Origin of the sequence: Pontibacter indicus (genome assembly GCF_900156345.1) — a bacterium.
GTDB lineage: Bacteria > Bacteroidota > Bacteroidia > Cytophagales > Hymenobacteraceae > Pontibacter > Pontibacter indicus.
Genome location: NZ_FTPP01000002.1, coordinates 1,035,349 through 1,060,670, shown reverse-complemented (window position 1 = coordinate 1,060,670; position 25,322 = coordinate 1,035,349). Strand labels below are relative to the sequence as shown.

Annotated in this window: 22 protein-coding genes; 15 read left to right on the top strand and 7 right to left on the bottom strand. The window is 52.3% G+C overall.

Features of this window, described 5'->3' with window-relative positions; translation table 11 throughout:
• Positions 1-4: 4 nt before the first annotated feature.
• From rseP to B0B12_RS13480, 3 genes are read right to left on the bottom strand one after another with little or no spacing between them, the layout of a single operon-like run.
• Positions 5-1,318, bottom strand: a complete 1,314-nt coding sequence (gene rseP / locus B0B12_RS13490) for an RIP metalloprotease RseP (RefSeq protein WP_076669583.1) — start codon at positions 1,316-1,318, stop codon at positions 5-7.
• A 56-nt stretch (positions 1,319-1,374) separates the two neighbouring features.
• Positions 1,375-2,538, bottom strand: a complete 1,164-nt coding sequence (locus B0B12_RS13485; RefSeq protein ID WP_076669582.1) for a 1-deoxy-D-xylulose-5-phosphate reductoisomerase — start codon at positions 2,536-2,538, stop codon at positions 1,375-1,377.
• Positions 2,538-4,055, bottom strand: a complete 1,518-nt coding sequence (locus B0B12_RS13480; protein WP_076669581.1) for a GH3 auxin-responsive promoter family protein — start codon at positions 4,053-4,055, stop codon at positions 2,538-2,540. Before B0B12_RS13480 ends, B0B12_RS13485 begins: the two co-directional genes overlap by 1 nt.
• Positions 4,056-4,224: 169 nt before the next feature.
• On the opposite strand from B0B12_RS13480, the gene B0B12_RS13475 reads away from it, so the two are divergent.
• From B0B12_RS13475 to B0B12_RS13465, 3 genes are all read left to right on the top strand, one after another.
• Entirely contained in the window at positions 4,225-4,659 is a 435-nt protein-coding gene (locus B0B12_RS13475) for an OsmC family peroxiredoxin (protein ID WP_076669580.1), read from the top strand.
• A 139-nt stretch (positions 4,660-4,798) separates the two neighbouring features.
• Positions 4,799-5,221: a hypothetical protein gene (locus B0B12_RS13470; protein WP_076669578.1), complete on the top strand. Its 423-nt coding sequence runs from the start codon at positions 4,799-4,801 to the stop codon at positions 5,219-5,221.
• A 12-nt stretch (positions 5,222-5,233) separates the two neighbouring features.
• Positions 5,234-5,413 carry a hypothetical protein gene (locus B0B12_RS13465; protein ID WP_076669577.1) on the top strand — a complete coding sequence of 60 codons (180 nt, stop codon included), beginning with the start codon at positions 5,234-5,236 and terminating at the stop codon, positions 5,411-5,413.
• A gap of 163 nt (positions 5,414-5,576) precedes the next feature.
• Here the strand turns inward: B0B12_RS13465 and dnaA are convergent, their stop codons facing one another.
• The 3 genes from dnaA to B0B12_RS13450 all read right to left on the bottom strand — a co-directional run bounded on the left by dnaA (position 5,577) and on the right by B0B12_RS13450 (position 8,813).
• On the bottom strand, positions 5,577-7,001 hold the full coding sequence (gene dnaA, locus B0B12_RS13460; protein ID WP_076669575.1) for a chromosomal replication initiator protein DnaA: 1,425 nt from the start codon (positions 6,999-7,001) through the stop codon (positions 5,577-5,579).
• Between the two features lie 105 nt (positions 7,002-7,106).
• Positions 7,107-8,042 (bottom strand): metallophosphoesterase, encoded by a 936-nt coding sequence (locus B0B12_RS13455; RefSeq protein WP_076669574.1) that lies wholly within the window; start codon positions 8,040-8,042, stop codon positions 7,107-7,109.
• Positions 8,043-8,057: 15 nt separating this feature from the next.
• Positions 8,058-8,813 carry a 5'-nucleotidase C-terminal domain-containing protein gene (locus B0B12_RS13450; RefSeq protein ID WP_076669572.1) on the bottom strand — a complete coding sequence of 252 codons (756 nt, stop codon included), beginning with the start codon at positions 8,811-8,813 and terminating at the stop codon, positions 8,058-8,060.
• A gap of 417 nt (positions 8,814-9,230) precedes the next feature.
• On the opposite strand from B0B12_RS13450, the gene B0B12_RS13445 reads away from it, so the two are divergent.
• Positions 9,231-10,709 (top strand): T9SS type A sorting domain-containing protein, encoded by a 1,479-nt coding sequence (locus B0B12_RS13445; RefSeq protein ID WP_170871865.1) that lies wholly within the window; start codon positions 9,231-9,233, stop codon positions 10,707-10,709.
• A 124-nt stretch (positions 10,710-10,833) separates the two neighbouring features.
• Positions 10,834-12,237 carry a T9SS type A sorting domain-containing protein gene (locus B0B12_RS13440; protein WP_076669568.1) on the top strand — a complete coding sequence of 468 codons (1,404 nt, stop codon included), beginning with the start codon at positions 10,834-10,836 and terminating at the stop codon, positions 12,235-12,237.
• A 57-nt stretch (positions 12,238-12,294) separates the two neighbouring features.
• On the opposite strand, the gene B0B12_RS13435 is transcribed toward B0B12_RS13440, so the two are convergent.
• On the bottom strand, positions 12,295-13,626 hold the full coding sequence (locus B0B12_RS13435) for an amidohydrolase (protein ID WP_076669567.1): 1,332 nt from the start codon (positions 13,624-13,626) through the stop codon (positions 12,295-12,297).
• 382 nt (positions 13,627-14,008) lie between these two features.
• On the opposite strand from B0B12_RS13435, the gene B0B12_RS20750 reads away from it, so the two are divergent.
• The 10 genes from B0B12_RS20750 (at position 14,009) to B0B12_RS13385 (ending at position 25,015) form a co-directional block, all read left to right on the top strand.
• The gene (locus B0B12_RS20750; protein WP_076669565.1) at positions 14,009-14,701 is read left to right on the top strand and encodes a YbjQ family protein; all 693 of its coding nucleotides are present in this window, start codon (positions 14,009-14,011) and stop codon (positions 14,699-14,701) included.
• 149 nt (positions 14,702-14,850) lie between these two features.
• A complete protein-coding gene (locus B0B12_RS13425; RefSeq protein WP_076669563.1) occupies positions 14,851-15,231 on the top strand; it encodes a YkvA family protein in 381 nt (126 codons plus the stop codon).
• A gap of 95 nt (positions 15,232-15,326) precedes the next feature.
• Positions 15,327-17,165, top strand: a complete 1,839-nt coding sequence (locus B0B12_RS13420) for a methylmalonyl-CoA mutase family protein (RefSeq protein WP_076669562.1) — start codon at positions 15,327-15,329, stop codon at positions 17,163-17,165.
• An 82-nt stretch (positions 17,166-17,247) separates the two neighbouring features.
• Positions 17,248-17,619, top strand: coding sequence for a YybH family protein (locus tag B0B12_RS13415; RefSeq protein ID WP_083704208.1), 372 nt, complete (start codon positions 17,248-17,250; stop codon positions 17,617-17,619).
• A 204-nt stretch (positions 17,620-17,823) separates the two neighbouring features.
• Positions 17,824-18,315 carry a GNAT family N-acetyltransferase gene (locus tag B0B12_RS13410; protein WP_076669560.1) on the top strand — a complete coding sequence of 164 codons (492 nt, stop codon included), beginning with the start codon at positions 17,824-17,826 and terminating at the stop codon, positions 18,313-18,315.
• A gap of 102 nt (positions 18,316-18,417) precedes the next feature.
• Positions 18,418-20,562 (top strand): methylmalonyl-CoA mutase, encoded by a 2,145-nt coding sequence (gene scpA, locus B0B12_RS13405; RefSeq protein ID WP_076669558.1) that lies wholly within the window; start codon positions 18,418-18,420, stop codon positions 20,560-20,562.
• A 169-nt stretch (positions 20,563-20,731) separates the two neighbouring features.
• A complete protein-coding gene (locus B0B12_RS13400) occupies positions 20,732-21,139 on the top strand; it encodes a hypothetical protein (RefSeq protein WP_076669557.1) in 408 nt (135 codons plus the stop codon).
• A 247-nt stretch (positions 21,140-21,386) separates the two neighbouring features.
• Entirely contained in the window at positions 21,387-21,794 is a 408-nt protein-coding gene (locus B0B12_RS13395) for a hypothetical protein (protein ID WP_244554707.1), read from the top strand.
• A gap of 345 nt (positions 21,795-22,139) precedes the next feature.
• The gene (gene treF, locus B0B12_RS13390; RefSeq protein ID WP_342039369.1) at positions 22,140-23,717 is read left to right on the top strand and encodes an alpha,alpha-trehalase TreF; all 1,578 of its coding nucleotides are present in this window, start codon (positions 22,140-22,142) and stop codon (positions 23,715-23,717) included.
• A gap of 146 nt (positions 23,718-23,863) precedes the next feature.
• On the top strand, positions 23,864-25,015 hold the full coding sequence (locus tag B0B12_RS13385) for a TolB-like translocation protein (protein ID WP_076669552.1): 1,152 nt from the start codon (positions 23,864-23,866) through the stop codon (positions 25,013-25,015).
• The last annotated feature ends 307 nt before the right edge of the window (positions 25,016-25,322 follow it).

Sequence of the window (25,322 nt, the reverse complement as noted above, 5' to 3'; positions counted from 1 at the left end):
TTGGTTAGAAGATTATCTTGAATACATCGTTAAATATAGCAAAAGCCATTAAGCCCAACAATAAAACCATGCCCACTTTTTGGGCGTTCTCCAAAAAATTATCCGACGGCTTGCGGCCGCTGATCATCTCATAAGTCAAAAACACAACGTGGCCGCCATCCAGTGCAGGTATAGGCAGGAAGTTCATAAAGGCCAGCACCATCGACAACATGCCTGTGATAGACCAGAACTTGTACCAGTTAAAGGTGTCGCCGAAGATCTGCGCGATGCCGATCGGACCGCTCAGGGACTTGGAAGCGGAGGCCTCTCCTCTGAATATCTTCCCGAAACCTTTGATGTTGTTGGTGATGACCGCAAAAGCCTGAGAGGTTCCCAATGGAACAGCTTCCCCGATGCTGTAGTCGCGGGTAGCGTACGAAAGCAGCGGCTTCTGGTAGAAGCCCAGTGTACCGTCTTCGTTCACTTCGGCGTTCAGGGTCAGCACCTTGTTATTACGCTCCACTTCGATGGCTACCGGCTTGCCGGCGTGCTTCTGTATGGCGGCCTGAAAATCACTGAAAAACTGCGTCGGCTCACCATCCACCGACATGATATAGTCGCCTGTTTGCAGACCCGCTTTGGAAGCTGCGCTGCTTGGCACTACTTCGCCCACCACAAACGGCACGCGCGGCTGCACAAACAGCATACGGTCTTTGTTGTCGGCCATGCGGTCCATAAAGTCTGCCGGAATCGGAATCTTCACCTGCTCACCATTGCGCTCTACAGTATAGTACGAGTCACGGCCCAGGAGCACGTCCATGGAGTACACGTCCTCAAACTTCTCGAGCGGCTTGCCATTCAGCGCCACAATCTGGTCACCCGGCTGAAAACCCAGTTCTTGTCCTATTTCGTTTGGCTGCACGCCGTACTTCACTTCGCTGGCAGGCAGGTAGCTCTCGCCATAGTAGTAATTCAGGGCAATGAAGATGGCGATACCCGTGATCACATTCACGATAATGCCACCCATCATCACGATTAGTCGCTGCCAGGCCGGTTTGGCGCGGAATTCATACGGTTCAGGGTCTTTCTTCAGCGCCTCGGTGTCCAGCGACTCGTCCACCATACCCGTAATCTTCACGAAGCCGCCCAGCGGAATAGCGCCCAGCATGTACTCTGTTTCGCCTATTTTCTTGCTAAATATCTTTGGGGGAAACCCGATCGCATACTTCTCTACACGCATGCCAAACCATTTGGCAGTCAACATGTGTCCCAGCTCGTGTAGTCCTACTAGTAGTGTAAGGCCTAGAAGGAGCTGGCCCACCATTATTAAAATATCCATTTAATAGAAATAAATTAGAATCGATGAAAATTGTTAAGGTATGGTACTGATTACGACTAGGACAGACTTAGTTTGCTCACCGCCTCTGCCGCGTAAGTGCGTGCCTCCCTGTCAGTTGTAACATAGTCTTCGTAAGAAGGATTCGCAATATACGCAACTTTCGCCATACTGCTTTCGATGATATCGGACATCTCCAGGAAGCCTACCTCCTCGCGCAGGAACGCTGCCACTGCCACTTCGTTGGCCGCATTGAGGATGCAGGGCATGTTGCCGCCGCGCTCCATGGCATCAAAAGCCAGCTGCAGGTTACGGAAAGTCCCCAGGTCGGGCTGCTCGAAGGTGAGTTGCGGGTAGTCCATGAAATTGAAGCGCGGATAATTGGATTTGAGGCGGTTTGGGTAGCCCAGCGCGTACTGAATCGGCAGTTTCATATCGGGCAGGCCAAGCTGCGCCTTGATGGAACCGTCCTCGAACTGCACCAGCGAGTGAATGATGGACTGCGGGTGCACCACCACCTCAATCTGCTCGTTCTTCAGCCCAAACAGCCACTTCGCCTCGATCACCTCCAGGCCTTTGTTCATGAGGGAAGCCGAGTCGATGGTGATCTTGGCGCCCATTTCCCAGTTGGGATGTTTGAGTGCCTGCGCCCGGGTCACATGGCGCAACTCGTCGGCTTTGCGTCCGCGGAAAGGGCCACCGGAAGCGGTGAGGATGATTTTCTCGATCGGGTTGTGGAACTCACCGGCCAAGCACTGGAAAATAGCGCTGTGCTCCGAGTCCACCGGATAGATGTTGACGCCCTGCTGACGGGCCAAGTCGGTGATCAGTTGTCCGGCTACCACCAGGGTCTCCTTGTTGGCGAGCGCGATCTCCTTGCCGGCTTTGATGGCGCGGATGGTGGGCTGCAAACCGGCATAGCCGACCATGGCAGTCAGCACCATGTCCACGGTGCCCATTTCCACTACCGCGTTGAGCGCGTTGGCACCGGCGTATACCTTGATGTCCTCGTGTTGCAGGGCGTCGCGCACCTTATCATACAAGTCCTCGTTGGCGATCACCACCACATTTGGTTTAAAGGCCAGTGCCTGCGCAATCAGCAGGTCGGCGTTGTTGTAGGCGGTGATTACCTCCAGCTCAAAACTATCCGGGTTGGCACCAATCACTTCCAGGGCCTGTGTGCCGATGGAGCCTGTGGAGCCAAGTATAGCAATTCGTTTCATTAATTTTTGTTTGCGTTAAGCGCGTCTGCCGACTCGATCAGGCCTTCGGCCAGTTTGCGGTCGTTGCTCAGACGCGGTACTTTGTTCTGCCCTCCCAGCTTGCCCTGCGACTTCATGTAGTGGCGGAACGTGCCCTGCGGCAGCGCCCTGATCTTCAGGTCGGCCAGAATATGACCCGAGATCAGGTCGTCGTAATAGGTGTTCAGTTTCTGCAGTTGCGCATTCAGCTCTTTTTCAAACGCCTCCTGGTTGGCCGGCCCCATCGAGAATTCCACCAGCCACTCGTGGAAGGATTGTCCCTTGTCCTGGCTCACGTAAGGCGCCACCGTAAACTCTACCAGCTCCACCATCGGGTACTTCTGCATGGTGCGCTGCATCGCCTTCTCCACCTCCTCGCCGATCACGTGCTCGCCAAAGGCCGAAATGAAATGCTTGATGCGTCCGCTCACGATCAGTTTGTAGGGCTTCACGGAAGTGAATTTCACCGTGTCGCCAATGGAGTAGGCCCACAGGCCGGCGTTGCTGCTCACCACCAGCGCGTAGTTCACGTCCGGCTCCACTTCGCCAATGGTGAGGCGGGTCGGATTTTCGTTGAAGTACTCGTCGGTAGGTATAAACTCAAAGAAAATACCCGCGTTCAGCAGCAGCAAAAGTCCCTTGTCGTGCTGCTCGTTCTGGTAGGCGAAAAACCCCTCAGAGGCCGGAAATGTTTCGACCGAGTCCACCTCACGCCCAATGGATTCGAACAGCTTTTTGCGGTAAGGCTCAAAATTCACGCCACCATACACAAACAGCGAGAAATTCGGGAAAATATCCTTGATCGGCTTGCCCGTTTGCCGCATCAGTTTGTCGAAGTACATCTGCACCCAGGGCGGTATACCTGAGATGAGCGTCATGTCCTGATCGATGGTCTCTTCGATGATCTGGTCGAGCTTGGTTTCCCAGTCTTCGATGCAGTTGGTCTCGTAGCTCGGCAGCTGGTTGGTGCGCAGATAGCCCGGCACGTGGTGGTTCACAATACCCGACAAGCGTCCGGTATGGATTCCGCCGATCTCATCCAGCACCGGACTGCCCGACAGGAAAATCATCTTGCCATCCAGAAAGCTGGCGTTGCCTGTTTCGTGGATGTAGTTGAGCAACGCATCTTTGGCGCCGTTGATGTGGTTGGGTATGGAGTCTTTGGTGATCGGGATGTACTTGGTGCCGGAAGTAGTGCCGGATGTTTTGGCCAGGTAGATCGGCTTGCCGGGCCACAGGATGTTGGGCTCCCCTTCTTTTACGCGGTTAAAGTAGCTGGCCAGCCCCTCGTAATCGCGTACGGGCACGGCCTTTACAAAGTCGGCGTGGGTCTTTATCTCAGAAAAATGGTGTTCACGGCCAAAGGCGGTCTGCTGCGCTTTTTTGATAATCTCCTCAAAAACAGCCTGCTGCGCCTCCACCGGGTTTTGAATCCAGGACTGGTGTTTTTTATGCACGTAAGCGGCTAGGGGCTTACTAAGCCATGCTTTCACACCCATATGGTTTTTCCTATTTTTTAGAGGGGGTAAATATAACCAGATAAACGGGTTTGGCATAGTCGTTCGCCATGTTTTACCGTCCTCCTTATTTTTTAGGGTTAACAAAAAACGCCCTGCTGTAGTTTATAGGTATTGGATTTATCTTGAACCAACACTAACGGTAAAACTTATGAAAAAGAGCACAGCAAAAGCACAATGGAACAAAGGTCTGAAAAACGGTAACGGCGAGGTTCAATCGGGCACCGGCAACTTTAAGGCAGGCTATACCTTCGCCTCCCGCTTCGAGAACGACGCCTCGGCCACCAACCCCGAAGAACTGATCGGGGCGGCGCACGCAGGCTGCTACTCCATGTTTCTGAGCGCCCTGCTCGAGAAGGCCAACTACGAACCGCAGTCGGTACAGACAACCGCCACCGTGCACTTGGGCGAAAAAGACGGCGGACCGCACGTAATGAAGATCGAACTGAACACGGAGGCCAACGCTGCAGGTATAAGCGAAGATGAATTTCAGAAACTGGCCGAAGAGGCAAAAGCCAAGTGCCCTATTTCGAAGGCGCTGGGTGCCGTGCCCGAGATCACATTAACCGCTACGCTGAAAAAATAAATTCGCTATATTGCAGCTTGCACATAAACTGTGCTTGCTTGTTTCACTTTAACATCCTTCTATGCCAACAGCCGGTAATGCAAGATCGTCGCTTTTAGTACAGTTAAGCCCTTCGCGCAATGCTAAGCTTTCTTTTACAGTGCAATTGGTACTCACCCTTTTCTGGTTGTCCTGGGCCACGATGCTGCTCGTAAGCGAAAGCCCGACTGGCGACCAGAACTACCTGTACTACATCTTCTTTGGCCTGGCGGTCGTTTTTCTGGGCTATGTGGTCCTGCAGAACACCTCTGTGTTTGGCATACAGTCCTACATAGAAGTGACGCCAGAGTACATTGTGCAAAAGAACGGCGTGTTCCGCACCAAAATGATCACGGCTATACCTGACATCGAATCGGTACATGTTTCGCTCATGGCCCTGCGCATCACCCAGCGCGACGGCAACAAGGTATACCTCGACCTGAAGCAGATCCGAAAAAGACGTGACATCGAAAAGGTGAAAAGCAGAATTCGTGAACTGGCAGCGGTGCATAATTTCGAAGTAACGGAAGCCAACCCGGCTTAAGGCACACGCTGGATGAAACGATCGTCCGAACTGATTCGCTTTTGCCTGGGTCTGGCTATTTTGCTGACTGCCACGCTATACCTGAACTTCAGTATGAGCGCCAGTCCGCAAGCCTACTTTGTGCTGGCGCTCGGCGCTATACCTGTGCTGATGATGGGTCTGCGCGTTTTGCAAAAAACCAAAACACGATAGGCCGGAGAGCGACCTAATAAAAAGAAGAAGGCTATACCTGCGCAGGTATAGCCTTCTTCTTTTTTGGCTGAATTATCAGCAGGTATAGCTAAACAAAAACCGCCGCTACTCAGGCATAGCAGCGGCGGTTCTGTTTTAATGTAGCGCTTCGGTCCGGTATAGCTTAGCCTGCCTTCGATTTGAATTTCTTTTGCAGTTCCTGAATGCTCACCTTGAATTTCTTGTCCGTGTCGATCAGGTCAGAAACGGTTTGAACCGAGTGAATCACCGTACTGTGGTCGCGGCCGCCGAAGTGGTAACCGATGGACTTGAGCGAGTGGCTGGTGAACTCCTTGGCAAAGTACATGGCCACCTGACGCGCCGTTACGATCTCCTTCTTGCGGGTTTTGGCTTTGAGCGAGTCCAGGCTCACCTGGAAGTACTCGGCCACGGTTTTCTGGATGAAGTCGAGGTTCACCTCGGTTTCCACATCCTCAATAATATGCTTCAGGGCCTGCTTGGCAAGCTCCAGGTCAATTTCTTTGCGGTTGAGTGAAGACTGCGCGATCAGGGAGATCAGTACACCTTCCAGCTCACGCACGTTGGTGTCCACGCTATAGGCCAGGTACTCCACCACGTTGTCGGGTATGTCGATGCCGTCGCCCTGCATCTTTTTCTGGATGATGGCCATACGCGTTTCAAAATCCGGGCTCTGCAGGTCGGCAGTGAGACCCCACTTGAAACGGGACAGCAGACGCTCCTCCAAACCTTTCAGGTCACGCGGCGGACAGTCCGAAGTCATCACGATCTGCTTGCCGGACTGGTGCAGGTGGTTGAAGATGTGGAAGAACATTTCCTGCGTTTTCTCCTTGCCGCTCAAAAACTGCACGTCGTCGATGATCAGGATATCTACCAGCAAATAGAAGTTGGCAAAGTCCTGTACGTTGTTCGTTTTGAGCGATTCGATGAACTGGTTCACGAATTTCTCGGATGATACGTAGAGCACAAACTTCTCGGGATTGCTGTTTTTGATGTGGTTACCGATGGCCTGCACCAGGTGCGTCTTGCCCAGTCCCACGCCGCCGTATACCATCAGCGGGTTAAAAGACGTGGTGCCCGGCTTGTTAGCCACGGCATAGCCAGCTGAGCGGGCCAAACGGTTACAGTCTCCCTCGATGTAGTTCTCAAAGGTATAGGCGCCGTTCAGCTGTGAGTTCAGGAAGTTGCGGTCGATGGTCTTCGACTCGAACGGGCTCTTTATGAAGTTCTGCTCCGGCCGGTAAGAGTTGACTACCGCTTGCGGAATTTTCTTGGTCGGAATGTTAACCGTTTGCGGCTTGTTTGCCTCGTTGCCACGGTCCACGATAATGGAGTACTCCAGGCGCCCCTCACTGCCCAGTTCCTGGTAGATCACCTTCTTCAACAGGCTTACATAGTGCTCCTCCAGCCACTCATAAAAGAACTGGCTGGGCACTTGTATGGTCAGCACGTTGTCACGCAGGGATAAGGGCTTGATCGGTTCGAACCAAGTCTTAAAGCTCTGCTCGCCAATATTTTCCTTAATTACCTGTAGACAGTTACTCCATACTGTTGAACAGTCTTTTATCATCCAATTTTCCAAAACACAAAAGATCCGTTGGGTGTAACAAACCTCTCCTTAACGGTGGGGGGGTTACAAATTTGACCAATTTATTCTAAACAAAAAATTATTTATTCACGAAGTTAATACAGGGTTATCCACAGCCAACACAGCGGTCCGGGTGTCGGTCCTACGCTTTGATTTTCTGCTGAATGTAACATCTATTCTGCCCAAAAACAAGCCCGACCAGCCCACTTGGTTAATCATGGTCTCGTGCCCGTTTTCGTGGCGCAGCACTTCCGGCTTTTCCATGAAGGTATGGGTGTGGCCGCCCAGGATCAGGTCGATGCCGCTGACCTGCGTGGCCAGCTTGCGGTCGTCTATTTTTTCAGTGTCGTAGCTATACCCCAGGTGCGAGAGGCAGATCACATAGTGGCACTTTTCTTTTTCGCGCAGCGCCTGCACCATTTTGCGTGCTTCCTCCACCGGGTCCAGGTATAGGGTTTCACCATACATGTTCTTGCTCACCAGTCCGTCGAGCTCTATACCTAGGCCGAATATGCCCACCCGTATACCTTGTTTTTCGAACACCTTGTAGGGCTGAAAGCGGCCTTTGAGGATGGTGTTGGAGAAATCATAATTGGCCGTGAGAAACGGAAAACCTGCCAGCGGCAGCTGCTTTTGCAGCCCTTCCAGCCCGATGTCGAAGTCGTGATTGCCGAGCGTGGCGGCGTCGTAGCCCATCTGGGTCATGAGTTTATACTCGAGCTCGCCCTCAAAAAAGTTGAAGTACGGCGTGCCCTGCCAGATGTCGCCGGAGTCGAGCAGCAGCACGTTGGGCTCCTGCTGGCGTATGCTTTTGATGAGCGAGGCACGACGGGCCATGCCGCCCATGCCGCCGTACTTGCGGCCATCGTCCGGAAAAGGATCAATGCGCGAGTGCTGGTCGTTGGTGTGCAGAATGGTGAGGCGTATACCTTCGCGGGCAGCTTCTGCCGAAAAAGGCAGTCCCAATATGCCGATACCTGCCGCGCCAATGGCGGTGTGCTTCAAAAAGTCTCTTCTCTTCATGGGTTCAGGTATAGCTTAGGGGAGAATGGTCACACGTTTTTCGGCTGGTGCCGTCACCTGCTTGCCAGCCGCCGTGAGCTGCTGGATGTGCTGGTGGATGGCGTCGCGGAGCAGCAGGCCCAGTTTTTCGTACTTGATCGGGTTCTTGAGCATGTCGAGTTTATCGCCGCCGCCTGCCAGATAATCCGAAGTAAGCAAGGTATAGGTCTTATGCAGGTCCAGGGGTTGGCCCTTGATCTTGATGTCCTGCGCCTTGCCCTTGTTCACGGTATAGGTGGCGTTGCCGATGTAGGTGATCTTGCGGGCGGCGGCATCGTTGAACAGCTGCTGTACGGCCTCCCCGCTCAGGGTCAGCACCACCATCTCGTTCTCAAACGGCATCAGCTCGAAAATGTGCCCTGTGGTAATGTTGCCGGCAGGCAAAGGCACGCGCAGTCCGCCCTCGGTGGTGATGGACAGGTCGATGGGCTTGCCGTAGATGGGTTCGCTCTGGGCCAGTTGCAGGTCCACCACAAAGTTGCCGAGCGGCGATTCATAGTCGCCCTTGCCCAGCGCCACAGGCGCCGAGCCCACTACTTCGGACATTTTCACGGTCACCTCCTCGCGGTAGGGGGCAACCAGCGCTTCTACAGCCGGATCAACCGCCTGGGTATGGTCTACGGCCAGGCGCGTGTCGGCCAAGCTGGTGGCAGGGTGCATAGGCCGCTGACAAGCCGCCAGGCTGAGCAGAAAGGCCAGGCCGGGGAGGTATTTAAAATAAGGGCACTTCATGAGGTGAGTCTGTAATTATCCCCAAAGTTATCAACATTGTGGGGCCTGGCAAAACTGTTCCGCCTATAAAACAGGAAGATTTTCTACGGGACTCTTTTAGATACTCTTGACCAATTATATACAAATTGTCATATATTGCTGACACCAAATAACACATCCTGTATGAAAATAAACTTTTACGCTTTCCTTTTCTTTCTTTTCACTCTTTTCCTCACTTCGTCAAGCCAGGCAACCCATTTGCGGGGCGGCTACATTTCCCACACCCTGGACGCGGAAAATCCTCGAAAGGCTCATTTTACTTTTACACTCTATACAGCCACTGAGTCTGCTGGGGATGAGCCCTTTGTCATGATCTCGATGGGAGACGGTCATACAATTAGAGTAGACCGGCAATCTGTAACGAACCTCAGAACAAATGTGGACAGAGAAATTTTTAAGTGGGAGTACACCTTTCCTGCCCCAGGCACTTTCACAGTGTCGTGGATAGGTGAAAACAGGAACGGCGGCATCCTGAACCTGGCTCCTCCAAGCGATCAGTTGCTAATGGGCATCGCAACGGAGATACGAGTTAACCCCCTTGACCTCAACCGGAATAGTGTGCAAATTAAAACGGAGCCGCATTTTACCGCGTACCGGGGAAATCCTATGCGATTTAACCTGCTTGCCTATAACCCGGATGGCGATAGCCTGGGCTATGAACTGATCGCCCCTTTGCATGCTGATGCTCAGAGAGTACTTCAGTCAGCGCCCGGATTCACTGTTCCGGAAGGATTCACCATTAACCGTTTCGGTGAGGTGTATTGGGAGAATCCTGACAAAGTGGGAGAATACGCCTTCGCGGTGGCGATTACGGAGTACCGAAAAGGCAAAAAAATTGGCCATACGATATTCGACATGCAGTTTCTGGTACTCGCCGACCCAATCGCGTTTCCGGAAATAAAAATAGAAAACAGGGCAGAACTCACCTTCCTGAAAGACGGCAGGCTGCTGGTCAAGCCCGGAGAGCGGGTGACGCTTCGGTTGTTTTTCCCCCAGATAGCCGAGAAATCCTGGGTCAGTGAGTTGCAGGGACTGGGATTACAGGATGTTACGCTTCGCAGTATCAACACTTTTGTAACCGAGTTCACCTTCACTGCCCCTGAGGCGCTCAGCCGAAGACAACCCTATGGGATCAATTTCAACTTCGCATTCAGAAATCCTGGCACACCATACTTACCCCAAATTTACATCGCGACGCTCCCAGTCTCCCTTCTAATCTGGCAACCTGATGAGGTAAAACTGGGTATGCTGGCGTCAGGCAACTTAAAATACACCCCGGAAGGCCATATCAGTAGCCTACCTGGGCAGGACACAAAAGTGATGTTGTTTGCCTACAACGGTTTGGGCAACACAGTGAATTTAACCATCGACAGCAACCTGAAAGCCGGGGCCGGGCACTTCAGCTTCGTTACCCGCGACTCGGCTGACAGTAAAGTGGGAGAGCTTGTTTTTAACCCCTCGCAGGCGCAAGTCAGCAGCAAGCCCTATACCATCACGATCAGCAGCACTTCGATGCAGTTGCGTACCAGCAACAGTTCTCCCTCTACTACCCAGGAACTTGTGTTGCAGGTATTCGTCTCGGAACCTATACCTCTGTCGATTGAAGACGAACTGGCAACAGACAAAATAAAGCTTTACCCCAACCCCGCTACCGACAAGTTTATGATAGAGGCCCCTGAACTACCGGACCTATACCTGCACCTGCATGATGTGAATGGCAAAAAGGTGGCCGGCTATACCTTGCAGCCTGGTCAGAATCTCCTCAGCAGACCTGCTACACTAAGCCCGGGACTCTACTTCTATACCTTGACGAGCCAGGCGCAACCGATCCAGAACGGGAAGCTGGTGCTGCAGTAGGGCTGCCAAACAGGTATAGCTAAAAATCAGAAGCAGCAAATATATACAATAATTACGTAATATTATTATAAAAATAGCGTATTAAGGATTTACTGTTTTGTTTTATACCTTTAAGGCTATACCTATGAATATCAAACCTTTACTTTGTATACTCGCTCTGTTGCTGGCGCCTGTGCTAGTACAGGCCACACACAATTACAGTGGCTACATCAGCTATACTACCGACCCACAGAACCCGCTAAAGCTCAATTTTGAGATGACGACTTATAATTACATTGGATCAACAGTTGATGACCCACGAGTTTTTATGAATATGGGAGATGGTAGTGTTACGACTGTTATAAGAGCTGCCTTTAACATGTATAGTAAAAGTTTCTATACTGCTGTTTACAGGTGGTCGCATACCTATGCCTCGGTAGGTGACTACACCGTAAGTTGGATCGGAGAGAACAGGTATGGCGGCATCCTGAACCTGGCAGCCCCAACGGATCAGCTCTTCCTTTACATCTATACCAATGTGAAAGCAGGCAGTCCACTGAAAAACCTGAACAGCGCAAAACTAGCCGGGACGGGAGTTGCACAAGTATTTTCAGGTGAGCCCTGGACACACAACCTTCTGGCATACGATGCCGATGGTGATTACCTGATGTATGACCTCGTGATCCCTAAGTATAGAAACCCTTCGAATGGAATAGTTGCTGCACCTGGATACCAACAGCCTGAGGGGCTAAGGATAAACGAGTTTGGCGAACTACACTGGCCAAACCCTAAAGCAAGCGGCCTGTATGTTCTTAATGTGCGCATTACAGAGTTCAGGGATGGCACACAATTAGGCTCTACGGTCGTGGAAATGACTCTATTTGTGAAGGAGCGGCTGGAGCAGCCCGAAATCAGCCTGATCAACAAGGATCGCCTGACAGTGAATGAAGACGGTTCTATACAAACGTGGCCCGGGCAGCCGGTCAAGCTAGAATTCTATTTGCGGAACATTCCCGGCCAGGATATCTTACCACTTATTGCGCGCCAGTCCGGAGAAATTGACACGCTGCAGCTGGTAGACACTGCCCTGCAATTCAGGGACACAACGAACGGCTACGCCATCAGCTATACCTTCACCCCAACTCCGGCACTGGAGCGGGCAACGCCATACCTGATTGGCTTGCGAAGCTGGGCAGACAACAAACAGCCTGCCTACCAGTATGGGCGGAATAAGGAATTCGCCTGGGCCTTCGCTTACATTTACGTAGGCGAGCAGCGCCGTCCGCTTTCCTCCGGTGACGATCTCCCTCCCGAAAGGCCGAAGCTATACCCGAACCCGGCACGCGGGGAATTTACTTTCGAGGCGCCCGACCTGCCAGCGCTCCACCTGCTGGTGCGCGATATAACGGGTAAGGTGGTGGCCAGCTATACCTTAAGGCCAGGCAGAAACGACTTCGCCCGCCCAGCCAAACTGGCCTCAGGGCTCTATACCTATACCTTAACCAGCCAGCTCTCGCCCATCGAAACAGGCAAACTCGTGCTGCAGTAATCCTTACAACAAAAAGCCTCCCTCAGCACAAATTGAGGGAGGCTTTTTTATACCTGTTTATTTCTTACTTTTTCCTTCCATGTAGTTCAAAGTAAGGCTGGTCAACGTCTTCACACCCAGCTTCAGCCCGCTTTCATCGATAAGGAAATCAGGGGTATGGTGTGGGGCTACTTCCTCCGGCTTCTTGCCTTTGGACATGCCGCCCACAAAAAGGAATAGGCCCGGAATTTTCTCCTGGTAGAAAGCAAAGTCCTCGGCACCGGTCACGGCTTTGGCCAGCACCACCTTGTCGCGTCCGGCTACGGTGTGCAGCGTAGGCAGCATGCGCTCGGTCAGGGCTGGGTCGTTGTAGGTGACAGGGGTCTGCGGGATGATCTCTACCTCGGCTACGGCCCCGCTGCTCTCAGCGATTTTGGTGGCGGTCAGCTTAATCTTCTCGTGCAGCTTCTTTTGCATCTCTACATCCAGTGCCCGGATGGTGCCTTCCATCAGCACCTCCTCCGGAATAATGTTGTTGCGCACACCCCCATGGATGCTGCCCACCGTGATGATAGCAGCGCCCTCCGGCAACTGCGTCTGGCGACTGATGATGGTTTGCAGGCCGTTGATGATCTGAGCCGATGTCACGATCGGGTCTATACCTGACCAGGGGTAGGCACCGTGCGACTGTTTGCCCTTTACCTTGATGCGGAAAATGTCGGCGCTTGCCATGGTGCCGCCGGGGGTATACTTGATGGTGCCGACCTCTGTTTGCGAGTTGATGTGGAGTCCGAAGATGACTTCCGGTTTCGGGCCTTTGTCGAGCACGCCTTCTTTTACCATCAGGGCAGCGCCTCCCTCCTCGCCTATCGGTGATCCTTCCTCAGCCGGCTGAAAGATAAACTTCACGGTTCCTTTCAGGTCTTTCTGCATACCTGCCAGAATCTCGGCGGCTCCCATCAGCATGGCAATGTGGGTATCGTGCCCGCAGGCATGCATCACGCCTACCTCCTGCCCATTGTAGGTGCTGCGCTCTCTCGAGGCAAAGGGCACATCCGTTCGCTCCGTCACCGGCAGACCGTCAATATCGGCGCGTAGGGCCACCACCGGGCCAGGCTTCCCGCCTTTCAGCACGCCCACTACACCGGTATGCGCCACGCCGGTCTCTACTTCTATTCCTAGCTTGCGAAGATGCGCGGCGATCTTCTCAGCAGTTTTGGTTTCGCGGTTGCCCAGCTCCGGGTACTGATGAAAGTCGCGGCGCCATTCGATCACTTTCGGTTCGAGCTTGTCAGCCATGGTATTGGCCCGGGCCAGTAGTTTGGAGTCCTGCGCAAGGCCGGGCACGGACACCAGCATACCCAGGCAGAGGGGCAGTACTTTAGGGAGAAGAGTAGAGGAACGTTTCATATTTAGGTTCAAGAGTTTGCTTCCTTTAAAGCTACATATTATTCACAAATGATATATCAACTTATGTTACTCCATGAGGAAATTCAATACAACTTTTGAAACCTGTAATATGCTTACATAGGAAGTCAAATACTTAGGTACCTAAGAATTGACCTAATTATAAATTTAACATATTATATAAAAATTTACATATATTTACTAACTAATATTTATATGTCTACTGTTAATTCTCTAATTAGATAGTTTCACTACTATTTAAGGAACATAAGTGAATTAGTAATTGAATTCCATAATTGAAACAGGATCTATTTCATCTAATCTAGCTTACCTATTAACTCACTTTATAAAACAATTTTGAAATCTTAATCTCCCAATTTTACAAATGGAACAGGCTACAGCAACTTTTACCGAATGCCCAAACTGTGATTCGAAGCTAAAGACAAGTGGTTTAATAGGCACTAATAAACTTATTAGCAGAAGGTTTGTACCTATTATCAAAGAGTTTTCAGGGTCTAGTCATGATTACTACTGTGAGAAATGCGCTCAAAGGCTATATGAGGTAGCCAAAGGAAAATTCTTCACTGAACGTAACTCTTTAGATAAGCTGATAGAGTCTATAGTTGATAGCGTGCCTGTAATCTCGCTTCAGTCACCGCATCGTTGGGAATACGATGTGCTTGACATGGTAACGGGGCAATCTACGACTGGTACAGGAGTTCTATCAGAGCTTAAGTCAAGCTTTACTGATTTCTTCGGTATGCAGTCTGGAGCATATAGTAGCAAAATTAGTAATGGCGAAAATCTCTGCCTGGCTCAATTGCGGCTTAAGTGTATCCAGCTCGGTGGAAATGCTGTTATCGGTGCTGATATTGACTATGCTGAGGTCGGAGGTGACAAAGGCATGCTGATGGTATGTATGACAGGTACCGCTGTCAAAATTCATAATACAGAAGTTCTTGGCAAGAAAAGAGTGGATAGTTTAGCGAAGCTAAGTGAAGCCGTCGAGAGAAGAGAATACTTGCGTAGTATTGATGTTACAAGCAATGCTTTTGTGACAGTTGAAGCAAACGGATAAAACTTAGTATAACATCACATATGAACTACATAGAACTAATCAATATAGTACGAGATGTAGAAAAACTAACTAACCGTAATTCTAAAGAAAGTTCAAGGGCTTACTTCCTCTAAAGCTACATATTTTTCGGGATTGCCGTACAACAATCCATGCTGCAAAAGTGGAAAGCTGCTGTCCGGAAACTCAAAGAGGACATCTATACCTTATACCTGGCCTACCGCGACCCGCGCGTGCCCTTCTTTGCCAAGGTGGTGCTCATCATCACGGTCGCCTACGCCTTCAGCCCCATCGACCTGATCCCGGATTTTATACCTGTGCTCGGTTACCTCGACGACCTGCTCCTGCTCCCGCTCGGCATCTGGCTATCCATTAAACTTCTGCCTGCGGAGGTAGTGACCGAGTACCGCGCAAAGGCCAGGCAACAGCTCCTGCAGCGGAAACCAAATTATATCATGGCGGTTGTCATCGTCCTGGTGTGGCTCTTACTCGGTTTTTGGCTATACCGGCACTTTGTGCTTCACGTAGACTAAGTAGGCAGTGGCCAAAAAACTGCCGGAGCTTCTCCCCGCTTTTTATAAGCTGCGCGAGAAAGTATATATTTACACGGAATTAACACCCCTACACGATGACTGACGAGCAGAAGCTATTCTCAGAATTCAAGCCGGGCACGGCAGGCGATTGGGCAACACGCGCACAGAAAGACCTGCGCGAAACCCCACTCGAAAGCCTGAACAGGCATACCTATGAAGGCATTACGATCAAGCCCTACTATACCCGCGAAGACACGGAACACCTGCCCTTTGCGCAGCAGAAACCAGGCGAGTTTCCTTTTCTGCGCGGCACCAACGGCAGTGACAACAACTGGCAGAACATCCAGAAAATAAAAGCCCTGGGCAACGGCAAACCGGCCATCGACAAGGCGGCCGACGCCCTGAGCAGAGGCGCTGACGGCGTGCTCTTTATCGTAGAGGATCCGCAGGCTTTCGACGTGGCTTACCTGGTCGAGCAGATCGACCTGACCTCACAGTCTGTCAGCTATACCTTGGGTAGCAGTCCGCACGATTTCCTCAAAGGACTCTATACCCTACTCTCGGAGCAGAACATCTCGCACCGCAACCTGAAGGGTTTCCTGAACTACGACCCGATGTCAGGAAAAGGCCAGCTGAGCGAGGCCGAAATCAAGACCATGGCCGAGATACTTGATCTGACCAAAGAAAGCCCTGACTTTTATGGGGTAACGGTTTGCGGCACCAACTTCAGCAGCATCGGGGCTTCGCTCACGCAGGAAGTAGCCTATACCCTGAGTGCTGCCGTTGCTTATACCGACCGCCTTACCTCAGCCGGTCAGCCACTGGAGTCGGTGTTGCGCAACATGCTGTTCTGCATGGGGGCCGGCACCAATTACTTTTTCGAGATTGCCAAGCTGCGCGCCCTACGTCTGCTGTGGTCTCTGGTGGTAGAGGCTTACCAGGCTGATCCGGCACTGGCGGCCAGGCTGCGCATTCACAGCACCACCTCCAGCTGGTACCAGACCACGCTCGACCCCTACGTGAACATGCTCCGCGTCACCACCGAGGCCATGTCGGCCGTTATCTCCGGCGCTGACTCGCTCACCGTTTTACCTTTCGACAGCACGTTCAAAGACTCCGACGAGTTCTCGGAGCGCATCGCCCGCAACGTGTCCATCATCCTGAAAGAGGAATCGTACTTGGACAAGGCTGTGGACCCGGCCGCAGGCTCTTACTACCTGGAGTCGCTTACCAGCGAGCTGGCTGCCAAAGCCTGGGAACTGTTCAAGCAAGTAGAGGCACAGGGAGGTTTTGAGGCCGCTTATGAAAATGGATTTATTCTGGGCTCGATCACCGAAGTGAGCCGCCAGAAGTTCCGCGACATTGCCACAGGCCGCATGGTGCTGGTGGGCACGAACAAATTCCCGAACCCGAAAGAAAAGATCGACTTTGACCCGGAGGAACTGATCCAACGAGCCGAGTTCGACACAACCCGCGCCGCCTACCCAACGGAGGTGATGCGCATGGCCACCGAACTGCATTTGCGTAAGCGCAAGCGCCGTCCGCGAGCCATTATCGCCGTAATCGGTCAGGAGGCGAAGCGCCACATCAACGCTTCGTTTGCGAAGGAGTTTTTCAGCTGCGCCGGTTTCGAAACCGAAATGCAGCAGTACGAGGACGTAGAGTCAGCAGCTGACCGCCTGCTGCACGCAGCCGCGGAGGTGGTGGTAGTATCGACCTCAGAAGCCACATATGCCCGCGAGTTCGGCTCCAAGATCCGACAGCACGAAACGAAACCCACCATGATCATGGCCGACGATCCGCAGCACATGAAAGACGACATGATTGCCCACGGGTACGACGAGTTCATTTTCGAGGACTGCGACATGTCGACCATTCTGGAGCTGGTGCACAAACGCCTGGAGCGGGAGGAAAACAACGGAGGTAAGCAGTAGGAACCGTGTGCTATACCTGCCAACAGGTATAGGGCTACCTGTAATAACCTCTTCATATTCATAAAAGACAAAAACAGCGATCATGAACGACGCGATTACCGAAGTAAAGCAGGCCCTCGACGGGCAGGTAGCAGCCTGGAACAAAGGCGAACTGGAGAAGGCCATGGACTTTTACTGGGAGTCGCCGGAGATGTTGTGGATCAGCCGCAACGGCACCGAGCAGGGCTGGCAGGAAGTGCTGGAGATGTTCCAGAACGACTTCACCGACCGCAGCAAAATGGGCGACTATACCTACGAGCCGCTGCACATCGAGCAGGTGGGGCCGGAAACCGTATACTACGTGTACCGCTGGAAAATCGACCTGCAGGGCAAAAAGCTGATGGGTGGCGTTTCATCGCAGCTTTGGAAGAAACTCAACGGCCGCTGGGTGATTACTTCTGAACACGCGAGTTAATGAGTTTAGTGGTTGAGTGATTGAGTGAGTTAGTGATTTTTTATTTTTGATTGTGTGAATTATCATTTGGTTTGTTGATTTAGCCTTTTAGCCCAAATGGCTGGCACAAATTGTAAATAGTTCATACCACCGTTTATTAAAGCAGAATTCACCAACTTATACCTAATCACTCATTCACTCAATCACTCATTCAAAAATCAACCAATGCAACTGAGTGACCTTATTATCAGAACAGAATTAAAACCAGGAGACCTGGGCTATATCACGTATCGCCACGGTGCCCTTTACAGTAACGAGTGCCAGTACGGAATTGAGTTTGAAAGCTACGTTGCCCAGGGGCTGCACGAATTTTTCAGCCAGTACGACGCAGGCAAAGACCGGGTATGGCTAGCAGAGTATGAAGGCAGGATTGCCGGATCGCTCATACTGATGCACCGCCCCGGAAATGCGGCTCAGTTAAGGTGCTTCCTGATAGAGCCGGAATTCAGGGGCATTGGGCTGGGCAGAAAGCTCATGGACCTGTTCATGGATTTCTACAGGGAAAAGGGCTATACCTCTTGTTACCTCTGGACCACTCACGAACAGGAACCCGCCATCGCTCTATACAAGCGCTATGGCTTTCAGCTAACGGAAGAAAAGCCTTCCACTGCCTTTGGCAAAGCATTGACAGAACAACGGTATGATTTGGTCTCCTAACCGTGCTTACCCATTACAAGAAGTTAATATCAAAGAGAGAGGAGATGATTTATAATTGGATTCATTAACACAATCACTCATTCACTCATTCAAAAATAAAATATGAAGCCTGACTTTTCTAATATAGACATCAACAAGGTAGCCAAAGCGGAGAAAGGGCCACAGAACCTGATGCCGCCTAAAACCTGGAAAACGCCGGAGCAGATAAAGGTAAAAAGCTACTATACCTTGGAAGACGCCAGGTCTTTTGAGCACCTAGATTTTGCCGCCGGTCTGCCGCCCTACCTGCGCGGTCCCTACAGCACCATGTATGTACAGAAGCCCTGGACCATCCGCCAGTACGCCGGCTTCTCCACAGCCGAGGAAAGTAACGCCTTTTACCGCCGCAACCTGGCAGGCGGACAAAAGGGCCTTTCGGTAGCCTTTGACCTGGCCACGCACCGTGGCTACGACTCTGATCACCCGCGGGTGGTGGGCGACGTGGGCAAAGCCGGTGTGGCTATCGACTCTGTGGAGGACATGAAGATCCTCTTCGATCAGATTCCGCTGGACCAGATGTCGGTTTCCATGACCATGAACGGGGCTGTGCTACCGATCATGGCCTTTTACATAGTGGCGGCTGAAGAGCAGGGCGTGAAGCCGGAGCAGCTGAGCGGCACCATCCAAAACGACATCCTGAAGGAGTTTATGGTGCGCAACACCTACATCTACCCGCCGGAGCCGAGCATGAAGATCATCGCCGATATCTTTGCCTATACCTCGCAGAAGATGCCGCGCTTCAACTCCATCTCCATTTCGGGCTACCACATGCAGGAGGCCGGCGCTACCGCCGATATCGAGCTGGCCTATACCTTGGCCGACGGCCTGGAGTATGTTCGCACCGGTCTGCAGGCAGGTATGGACATCGATGATTTCGCCCCGCGCCTGTCTTTCTTCTGGGCCATCGGCATGAACCACTTCATGGAGATCGCCAAGATGCGCGCGGCCCGTATGCTGTGGGCCAAGCTGATCCAGCAGTTCAACCCGAAAAACCCCAAATCGCTGGCGCTGCGCACGCACTGCCAGACATCCGGCTGGAGCCTCACCGAGCAGGACCCCTTCAATAACGTGGCCCGCACCTGTGTGGAGGCCCTGGCTGCTGCCCTGGGCGGCACCCAAAGTTTGCACACCAACGCCCTGGACGAAGCCATTGCCCTGCCAACCGACTTCTCGGCCCGCATTGCCCGCAACACGCAGATTTACCTGCAGCAGGAAACCAACATCACCAAAGTGGTCGATCCGTGGGGAGGCTCTTATTACGTGGAGGCACTCACGCACGAGATCGCGCACAAAGCCTGGGCATTGATCGAAGAAGTGGAAGAGCTCGGCGGTATGGCCAAAGCCATCGAAACCGGTCTGCCGAAAATGCGCATCGAGGAGGCGGCTGCCCGCAAGCAGGCCCGCATCGACTCGGGCAAGGATGTGATCGTAGGCGTGAACCGGTATAAGCCGGAGCAGGAACAGGAAATTGAGATTCTGGACATTGACAATACCGTGGTGCGTGAGTCGCAGCTGCGCCGTCTGGCACAGGTAAAGGAAAGCCGAGACGACCAGGCAGTGCAGGAAGCGCTTCTTGCCTTGACAAAAGCTGCCGAATACAACGAGGGCAACCTATTGGAGCTGGCTGTGAATGCTGCCCGCGTGCGCGCCACCTTAGGTGAGATCTCTGACGCACTTGAAAAAATTTACGGAAGACACAAAGCTGTGATACGATCCATATCAGGCATCTATTCTGCCGAGCTCTCCGACGATGAGAATTTCGAGCGGGCAAAGGTGCTGGCCGATCAGTTCGAGGAACTGGAAGGCCGCCGGCCACGCATCATGGTCGCTAAGATGGGGCAGGACGGGCATGACCGCGGTTCCAAAGTCATCGCTACCTCCTTCGCCGACCTCGGCTTCGACGTGGACATCGGGCCGCTGTTCCAGACGCCGGCGGAAGTAGCTATGCAGGCCGCCGAAAACGACGTGCACGTCGTGGGCGTATCGTCGCTGGCAGCAGGCCACAAAACGCTGGTGCCGCAGCTCATAGAGGAGCTCCGCAAGCTCGACCGTGCCGACATCATGGTGATCGTGGGCGGCGTTATACCTGCCCAGGACTATGACTTCCTCTTTAAAGCAGGTGCCGAAGGCGTGTTCGGTCCGGGAACGATTATTTCGGTAGCCGCTCAGAACATCTTGGAGAAGCTGATCAAGCGAGTGGAGGAATAGTTACATGTGAAGAGTTGAAAGCTGCAGTCGGCGTGGGTCGGCTGCAGCTTTTTCTTTTTCGGGAGATCGTGATTTCAGGCAAACGCCCGCTTCTGACAGGTATACGGTTTGCCGGCACTTTGCCTTAGCCCTTTTTAAGCCGTACCTTTGTGAAATTATATTTTACATCATGTTATCAAAACCAACAAAGTATACCTTAATAGGCCTCACGGCTGCTCTCATCCTCTACTTCATTTACGATTCTTTTTCACTGCCCAGCGTCGATGACCTGGATGGCGACTTTAAGGAAGTGGCTTTTTACCGCAACGAAAATAATACCGGGCCTATCGTGCGGATCTATGCCGTTACATTATCTGATACGCTGTGGCAAGAGATGGAGCAATATGGCAACTACATGCCGCACACCAAGTATGGCACTACACGGGTCTATTTCTTCCTGAACAGCCAACCTGCTCCAAACGAGGTGCAACCCGGCCAGCAGAATTTCTCTTCTCAATTTGAACCCTATACCTTGGCCCGCTACGAAAAAGACGCCATGGGGCAGATATCCTTCATGCGACATCCTTTCAAGCGCTAACACTGCCTTATTAAGGTCTACCCGACATTAGTACTTACTGATAATTAAGTAGTTGCCTCCCAATAATTGCGGCTTGAATTTTTAGGCTCTTCCTTTAATCTCTCGTAAAAGAGAGGATGTGAAACCTAAAAACCAATATGCTATGAAAATGAATTGGAAAACAGCAGCAGCTTCTTTTTTTATAAGTTCAGCCTTTTTACTGTCCTCCTGCAGCGGGGAGCAAGGTACGAATACCGAAACTGATACCATGGAAGACAACACGATGGATTCAGATATGGAAGACACCGACATGATGGATGACACCACGGATATGCAGGGCACTACAGCAGGTGGCACAACAGGCACTACTACCGGAGGTACGACCACAACCGGCACGACTACTGGTACAACAACCGGCACGACTACTGGTACAACAACCGGCACCACGACGGGAACAACTACTGGCACTACAACCGGTACCACTACCGGGACTACTACCGGGACTACCACAGGAACTACCACAGGTACAACGACTGGTACTACCACCGGGACAACGACTGGTACTACCACCGGAACCACGACAGGTACAACAACGGGCACCGGCACAACGACAGGCACGACTACCACTGGTGGTACTACGACAGGCTCTACAACGGGAAGCACTACGGGTAACTAATTTCCGGAACAGAACTCAGGTATGAACAAACAAGGTGGCTGTGAGCTACCTATACACGTAATCTTAGCGGAAGAGGGAGCTTGAAAACCAGGCTCCCTCTTCTGTTTATACCGCATTAGCAACACTTTCACCAATTTCAGTTGATCCTGATTATTTCAAGAATTTCCTAAAAGTATTCGGGAAAAAGAGGACTATAGGGACAGATGGCTTGTGTACGAGGCTGCATAATAGTATACTTGACCCCTTGCTCCCTTCATTCGTATGAATACATATTCATATAAATAAGCGCTGACCATGATGCAAGGCAAATCAAAAAAATCATACTTCTTATTAAATCTGATTCTTTTGCTTTTATCTTATATTTTCGCCCTTCCAGTACAGGCACAATACCGACCGGAAACCGATTTGCAGGAGCTTTTTCATGATGTGCAGCTGCTTCCCGTTTTCCCGGACTCCAAAACCTTTGCAGACTGCGTGCCCCTACAGGAGCCAGCACATATTTTACAGGCCTATCGGGAGCAGCGCCAGCAGCCCGGCTTCGATCTCAAATCTTTTGTGCTGGAGCATTTTTTGCTGCCCACACAACCTTCCTCCAATTTCACGACCGACACCAGCCTCTCGGTAACAGCGCATATACGACAGCTCTGGCCTGTGCTCACCCGCATGCCAGATGAGGGTGGTGGTTCGCTGCTACCACTGCCACACGCTTATGTGGTGCCGGGCGGCCGCTTTCAGGAAATCTACTACTGGGACAGTTTCTTCACCATGCTGGGCCTGCAGGTAAGCGGAGAAAGAGCCCTGATCCAGCACATGGTCGACAACTTCACGCATCTCATCCACACTACCGGTCATATACCCAATGGCAACCGCAGCTATTACCTGAGTCGCTCGCAGCCACCCTTTTATGCGCTCATGCTGCACCTGCTCACCCAGGAGATGGGCCGCGATGTGCTGGTAAAGTATGCGCCCGCCCTGCGCAAGGAGTATGCCTTCTGGATGGATGGGGCCGAACAGCTCACCTCTGCCAACCCGGCTCACCGGCGTGTGGTGCTGTTGCCGGATGGCAGCATCCTCAACCGCTACTGGGACGACCAGCCGGCACCCCGACCGGAGGCCTACAAAGAGGATGTACACATTGCCCGGGAGTCCGGCCGAAATCCGGAAGAGGTATACCGCCACATCCGGGCGGCGGCCGAGTCGGGTTGGGACTTTAGCAGCCGCTGGTTCGCTGACAAGCAAAACCTGAGCACCATCCATACCACCGACATCCTACCCGTAGACCTCAACGCGCTGCTTTTCCACATGGAACTGACGCTGGCTGAGATGGCTGAATTGGAGCGCAATCCTGCCGAGGCCCGACTGATGCGCCAGAAAGCCAAAGCCCGCCGCAAAGCGGTGCTCCAGTACATGTGGCACGAGGAGGACGGTTTTTTCTATGATTTCGATTTCGTGCAGGGCACTACCACCAACACCCCAACACTGGCTGCTGTCTATCCGCTTTACTTTTGCATGGCCAAGCGAGGCCAGGCGGCGGCAGTAGCTGAACGGCTGGAGCGTGACTTCCTGAAGGCTGGCGGACTGGCAACTACGCTGGTGCAAACCGATCAGCAGTGGGACGCACCGAACGGCTGGGCGCCGCTGCAATGGATGAGCATACAGGCACTTCGCAACTACAACCACGAAGAACTGGCGCGCACCATTGCTACCCGCTGGATTTCGCTGGGCACACAGGTACACGAGAACACGGGCAAAATGGTGGAGAAGTATAATGTGGAGAACCTGGAGCTGGAAGCGGGCGGCGGCGAGTACCCCAACCAGGACGGCTTCGGCTGGACAAACGGTGTGTTCCTCAAACTGCTCTCGCTATACCCTGAGTTGCGTCCCATTGCGGAGCGGCAGCCTGCCATGCTACAAAACCGCTAATCTATACCTGCACTATAGCTGTATAATAGGAAGCGGTTATTTCGTTACAGTTCAGGTATAGAAGCTGCCTGCTCTACCTGACCTGCGGGCAATTCCAGAAACTGGCACTCAGTTTGTAATAGGAGCGTTATACAGAAAAACAGGCTATGATTCAGTTTAAACATATAGTGGCGGCTACGGCCTTACTCCTGTCCACTCTCACAGCATTTGCGCAGGGCGAAACGTCTAACTGGTACTTCGGTAAGGGAGCCGGTATTATCTTTAGAGGCGATACGGCAACGGCAGTGGTCAACAGCCGACTGCATACCGAAGAAGGCAGCGCCTCCATCTCCGACAAGGCAGGCAACCTGCTGTTCTATACCAACGGGATCACCGTCTGGAACAAAGACCACCGCGTGATGCCGAACGGGAACGGCCTGATGGGCATGAAGTCCTCCACCCAGTCCGCCCTAATTGTCCCCAAGCCTACTGTAGATAGCGTCTTCTACATTTTCACGACCGACATACAGGCACAGTCCAACGGGTTGCGCTACAGCGTGGTGAACATGAACAAAGACGAGGGAAACGGGGCCGTTACCGCCCGTAACGTGTTCATGATCGCACCGGCCACCGAAAAGCTCACGGCCATACGCCACAGCAACAACCGCGACTGGTGGGTGATCGCGCACCGCTGGAATAGCAACGCTTATATGGCCTACCTGGTGACGGCTGAGGGCGTAAGCACAGAACCAGTGATGAGCAATGTGGGCACCGTGCATGGTGGCGCGCACCGCAAAGCCATTGGCTACCTCGTTCCCTCTCCGGACGGCACCCGCCTGGCCGCCGCCCTGTGGGATAGCGAGAGCAACTTCGAAGTCCTTCGTTTCAACCGCAGTACCGGCGAGGTATCAGATCCTGTTTTGCTGAAGGGCTACGAAGAAGCGTATGGCGTGTGCTTTTCGCCGGATGGCACCAAGCTCTATGGCACCGCAAATGGCAAAGGAGGCGGTAAGGCACAGATCATTCAGTTCAACTTACAGGCGGGCGACGAAGCGGCTATTGCTAAATCCGCTGAGGTAGTAGGTATGTCCGGCAGTCCGCGAATCGGGGCAATACAAATGGGGCCAAACGGTAAAATGTACGTTGCCCGTCAGGACAATATTCATCTGGGCGTCATCAACAACCCGAATGCTTTGGGCAAGGCCAGCAATTATGTAGACACAGGTTTTCACTTAGGCGGCCGCAAGAGTGATTTGGGTTTGCCGAACTTCCCGCAAGGTATACAATCTGGCGCAGGCAGGTCTGCTAATGTAAGGTAGGCTTTTAACGTAGCACGACACACGTAGCACGATGCCTTCAGAAAGAACATGACAAAAGATGGCTTTACAAAGGACAAAAGATTTTTTGGAAAGAAGTTCTACCTGATTGCTGTTACGGAATCGCAATCTGCTTTTTGCCCGTAGCTTCTGCCTATGCCAGGCGGATTGCAAATCCGTAGCTAGTATCCTTTCGGATTGCAAATCGGAAAGAGCGTTTAAAGATTCTTTTGTCCAATAGTCCTTTGTCAATTACATACTGAAGGCATCCTGCTACTTGCTACGCAAAAAGAGTGAAACGCAAAAGAAT

What these genes read in the sequence shown, in the direction of transcription:
- rseP (WP_076669583.1), bottom strand. Translation starts at nt 1,318, where the DNA reads ATGGATATTTTAATAATGGTGGGCCAGCTCCTTCTAGGCCTTACACTA.
- B0B12_RS13485 (WP_076669582.1), bottom strand. Translation starts at nt 2,538, where the DNA reads ATGAAACGAATTGCTATACTTGGCTCCACAGGCTCCATCGGCACACAG.
- B0B12_RS13480 (WP_076669581.1), bottom strand. Translation starts at nt 4,055, where the DNA reads ATGGGTGTGAAAGCATGGCTTAGTAAGCCCCTAGCCGCTTACGTGCAT.
- B0B12_RS13475 (WP_076669580.1), top strand. Translation starts at nt 4,225, where the DNA reads ATGAAAAAGAGCACAGCAAAAGCACAATGGAACAAAGGTCTGAAAAAC.
- B0B12_RS13465 (WP_076669577.1), top strand. Translation starts at nt 5,234, where the DNA reads ATGAAACGATCGTCCGAACTGATTCGCTTTTGCCTGGGTCTGGCTATT.
- dnaA (WP_076669575.1), bottom strand. Translation starts at nt 7,001, where the DNA reads ATGATAAAAGACTGTTCAACAGTATGGAGTAACTGTCTACAGGTAATT.
- B0B12_RS13455 (WP_076669574.1), bottom strand. Translation starts at nt 8,042, where the DNA reads ATGAAGAGAAGAGACTTTTTGAAGCACACCGCCATTGGCGCGGCAGGT.
- B0B12_RS13450 (WP_076669572.1), bottom strand. Translation starts at nt 8,813, where the DNA reads ATGAAGTGCCCTTATTTTAAATACCTCCCCGGCCTGGCCTTTCTGCTC.
- B0B12_RS13440 (WP_076669568.1), top strand. Translation starts at nt 10,834, where the DNA reads ATGAATATCAAACCTTTACTTTGTATACTCGCTCTGTTGCTGGCGCCT.
- B0B12_RS13435 (WP_076669567.1), bottom strand. Translation starts at nt 13,626, where the DNA reads ATGAAACGTTCCTCTACTCTTCTCCCTAAAGTACTGCCCCTCTGCCTG.
- B0B12_RS20750 (WP_076669565.1), top strand. Translation starts at nt 14,009, where the DNA reads ATGGAACAGGCTACAGCAACTTTTACCGAATGCCCAAACTGTGATTCG.
- B0B12_RS13425 (WP_076669563.1), top strand. Translation starts at nt 14,851, where the DNA reads ATGCTGCAAAAGTGGAAAGCTGCTGTCCGGAAACTCAAAGAGGACATC.
- B0B12_RS13420 (WP_076669562.1), top strand. Translation starts at nt 15,327, where the DNA reads ATGACTGACGAGCAGAAGCTATTCTCAGAATTCAAGCCGGGCACGGCA.
- B0B12_RS13415 (WP_083704208.1), top strand. Translation starts at nt 17,248, where the DNA reads ATGAACGACGCGATTACCGAAGTAAAGCAGGCCCTCGACGGGCAGGTA.
- B0B12_RS13410 (WP_076669560.1), top strand. Translation starts at nt 17,824, where the DNA reads ATGCAACTGAGTGACCTTATTATCAGAACAGAATTAAAACCAGGAGAC.
- scpA (WP_076669558.1), top strand. Translation starts at nt 18,418, where the DNA reads ATGAAGCCTGACTTTTCTAATATAGACATCAACAAGGTAGCCAAAGCG.
- B0B12_RS13400 (WP_076669557.1), top strand. Translation starts at nt 20,732, where the DNA reads ATGTTATCAAAACCAACAAAGTATACCTTAATAGGCCTCACGGCTGCT.
- B0B12_RS13395 (WP_244554707.1), top strand. Translation starts at nt 21,387, where the DNA reads ATGGAAGACAACACGATGGATTCAGATATGGAAGACACCGACATGATG.
- B0B12_RS13385 (WP_076669552.1), top strand. Translation starts at nt 23,864, where the DNA reads ATGATTCAGTTTAAACATATAGTGGCGGCTACGGCCTTACTCCTGTCC.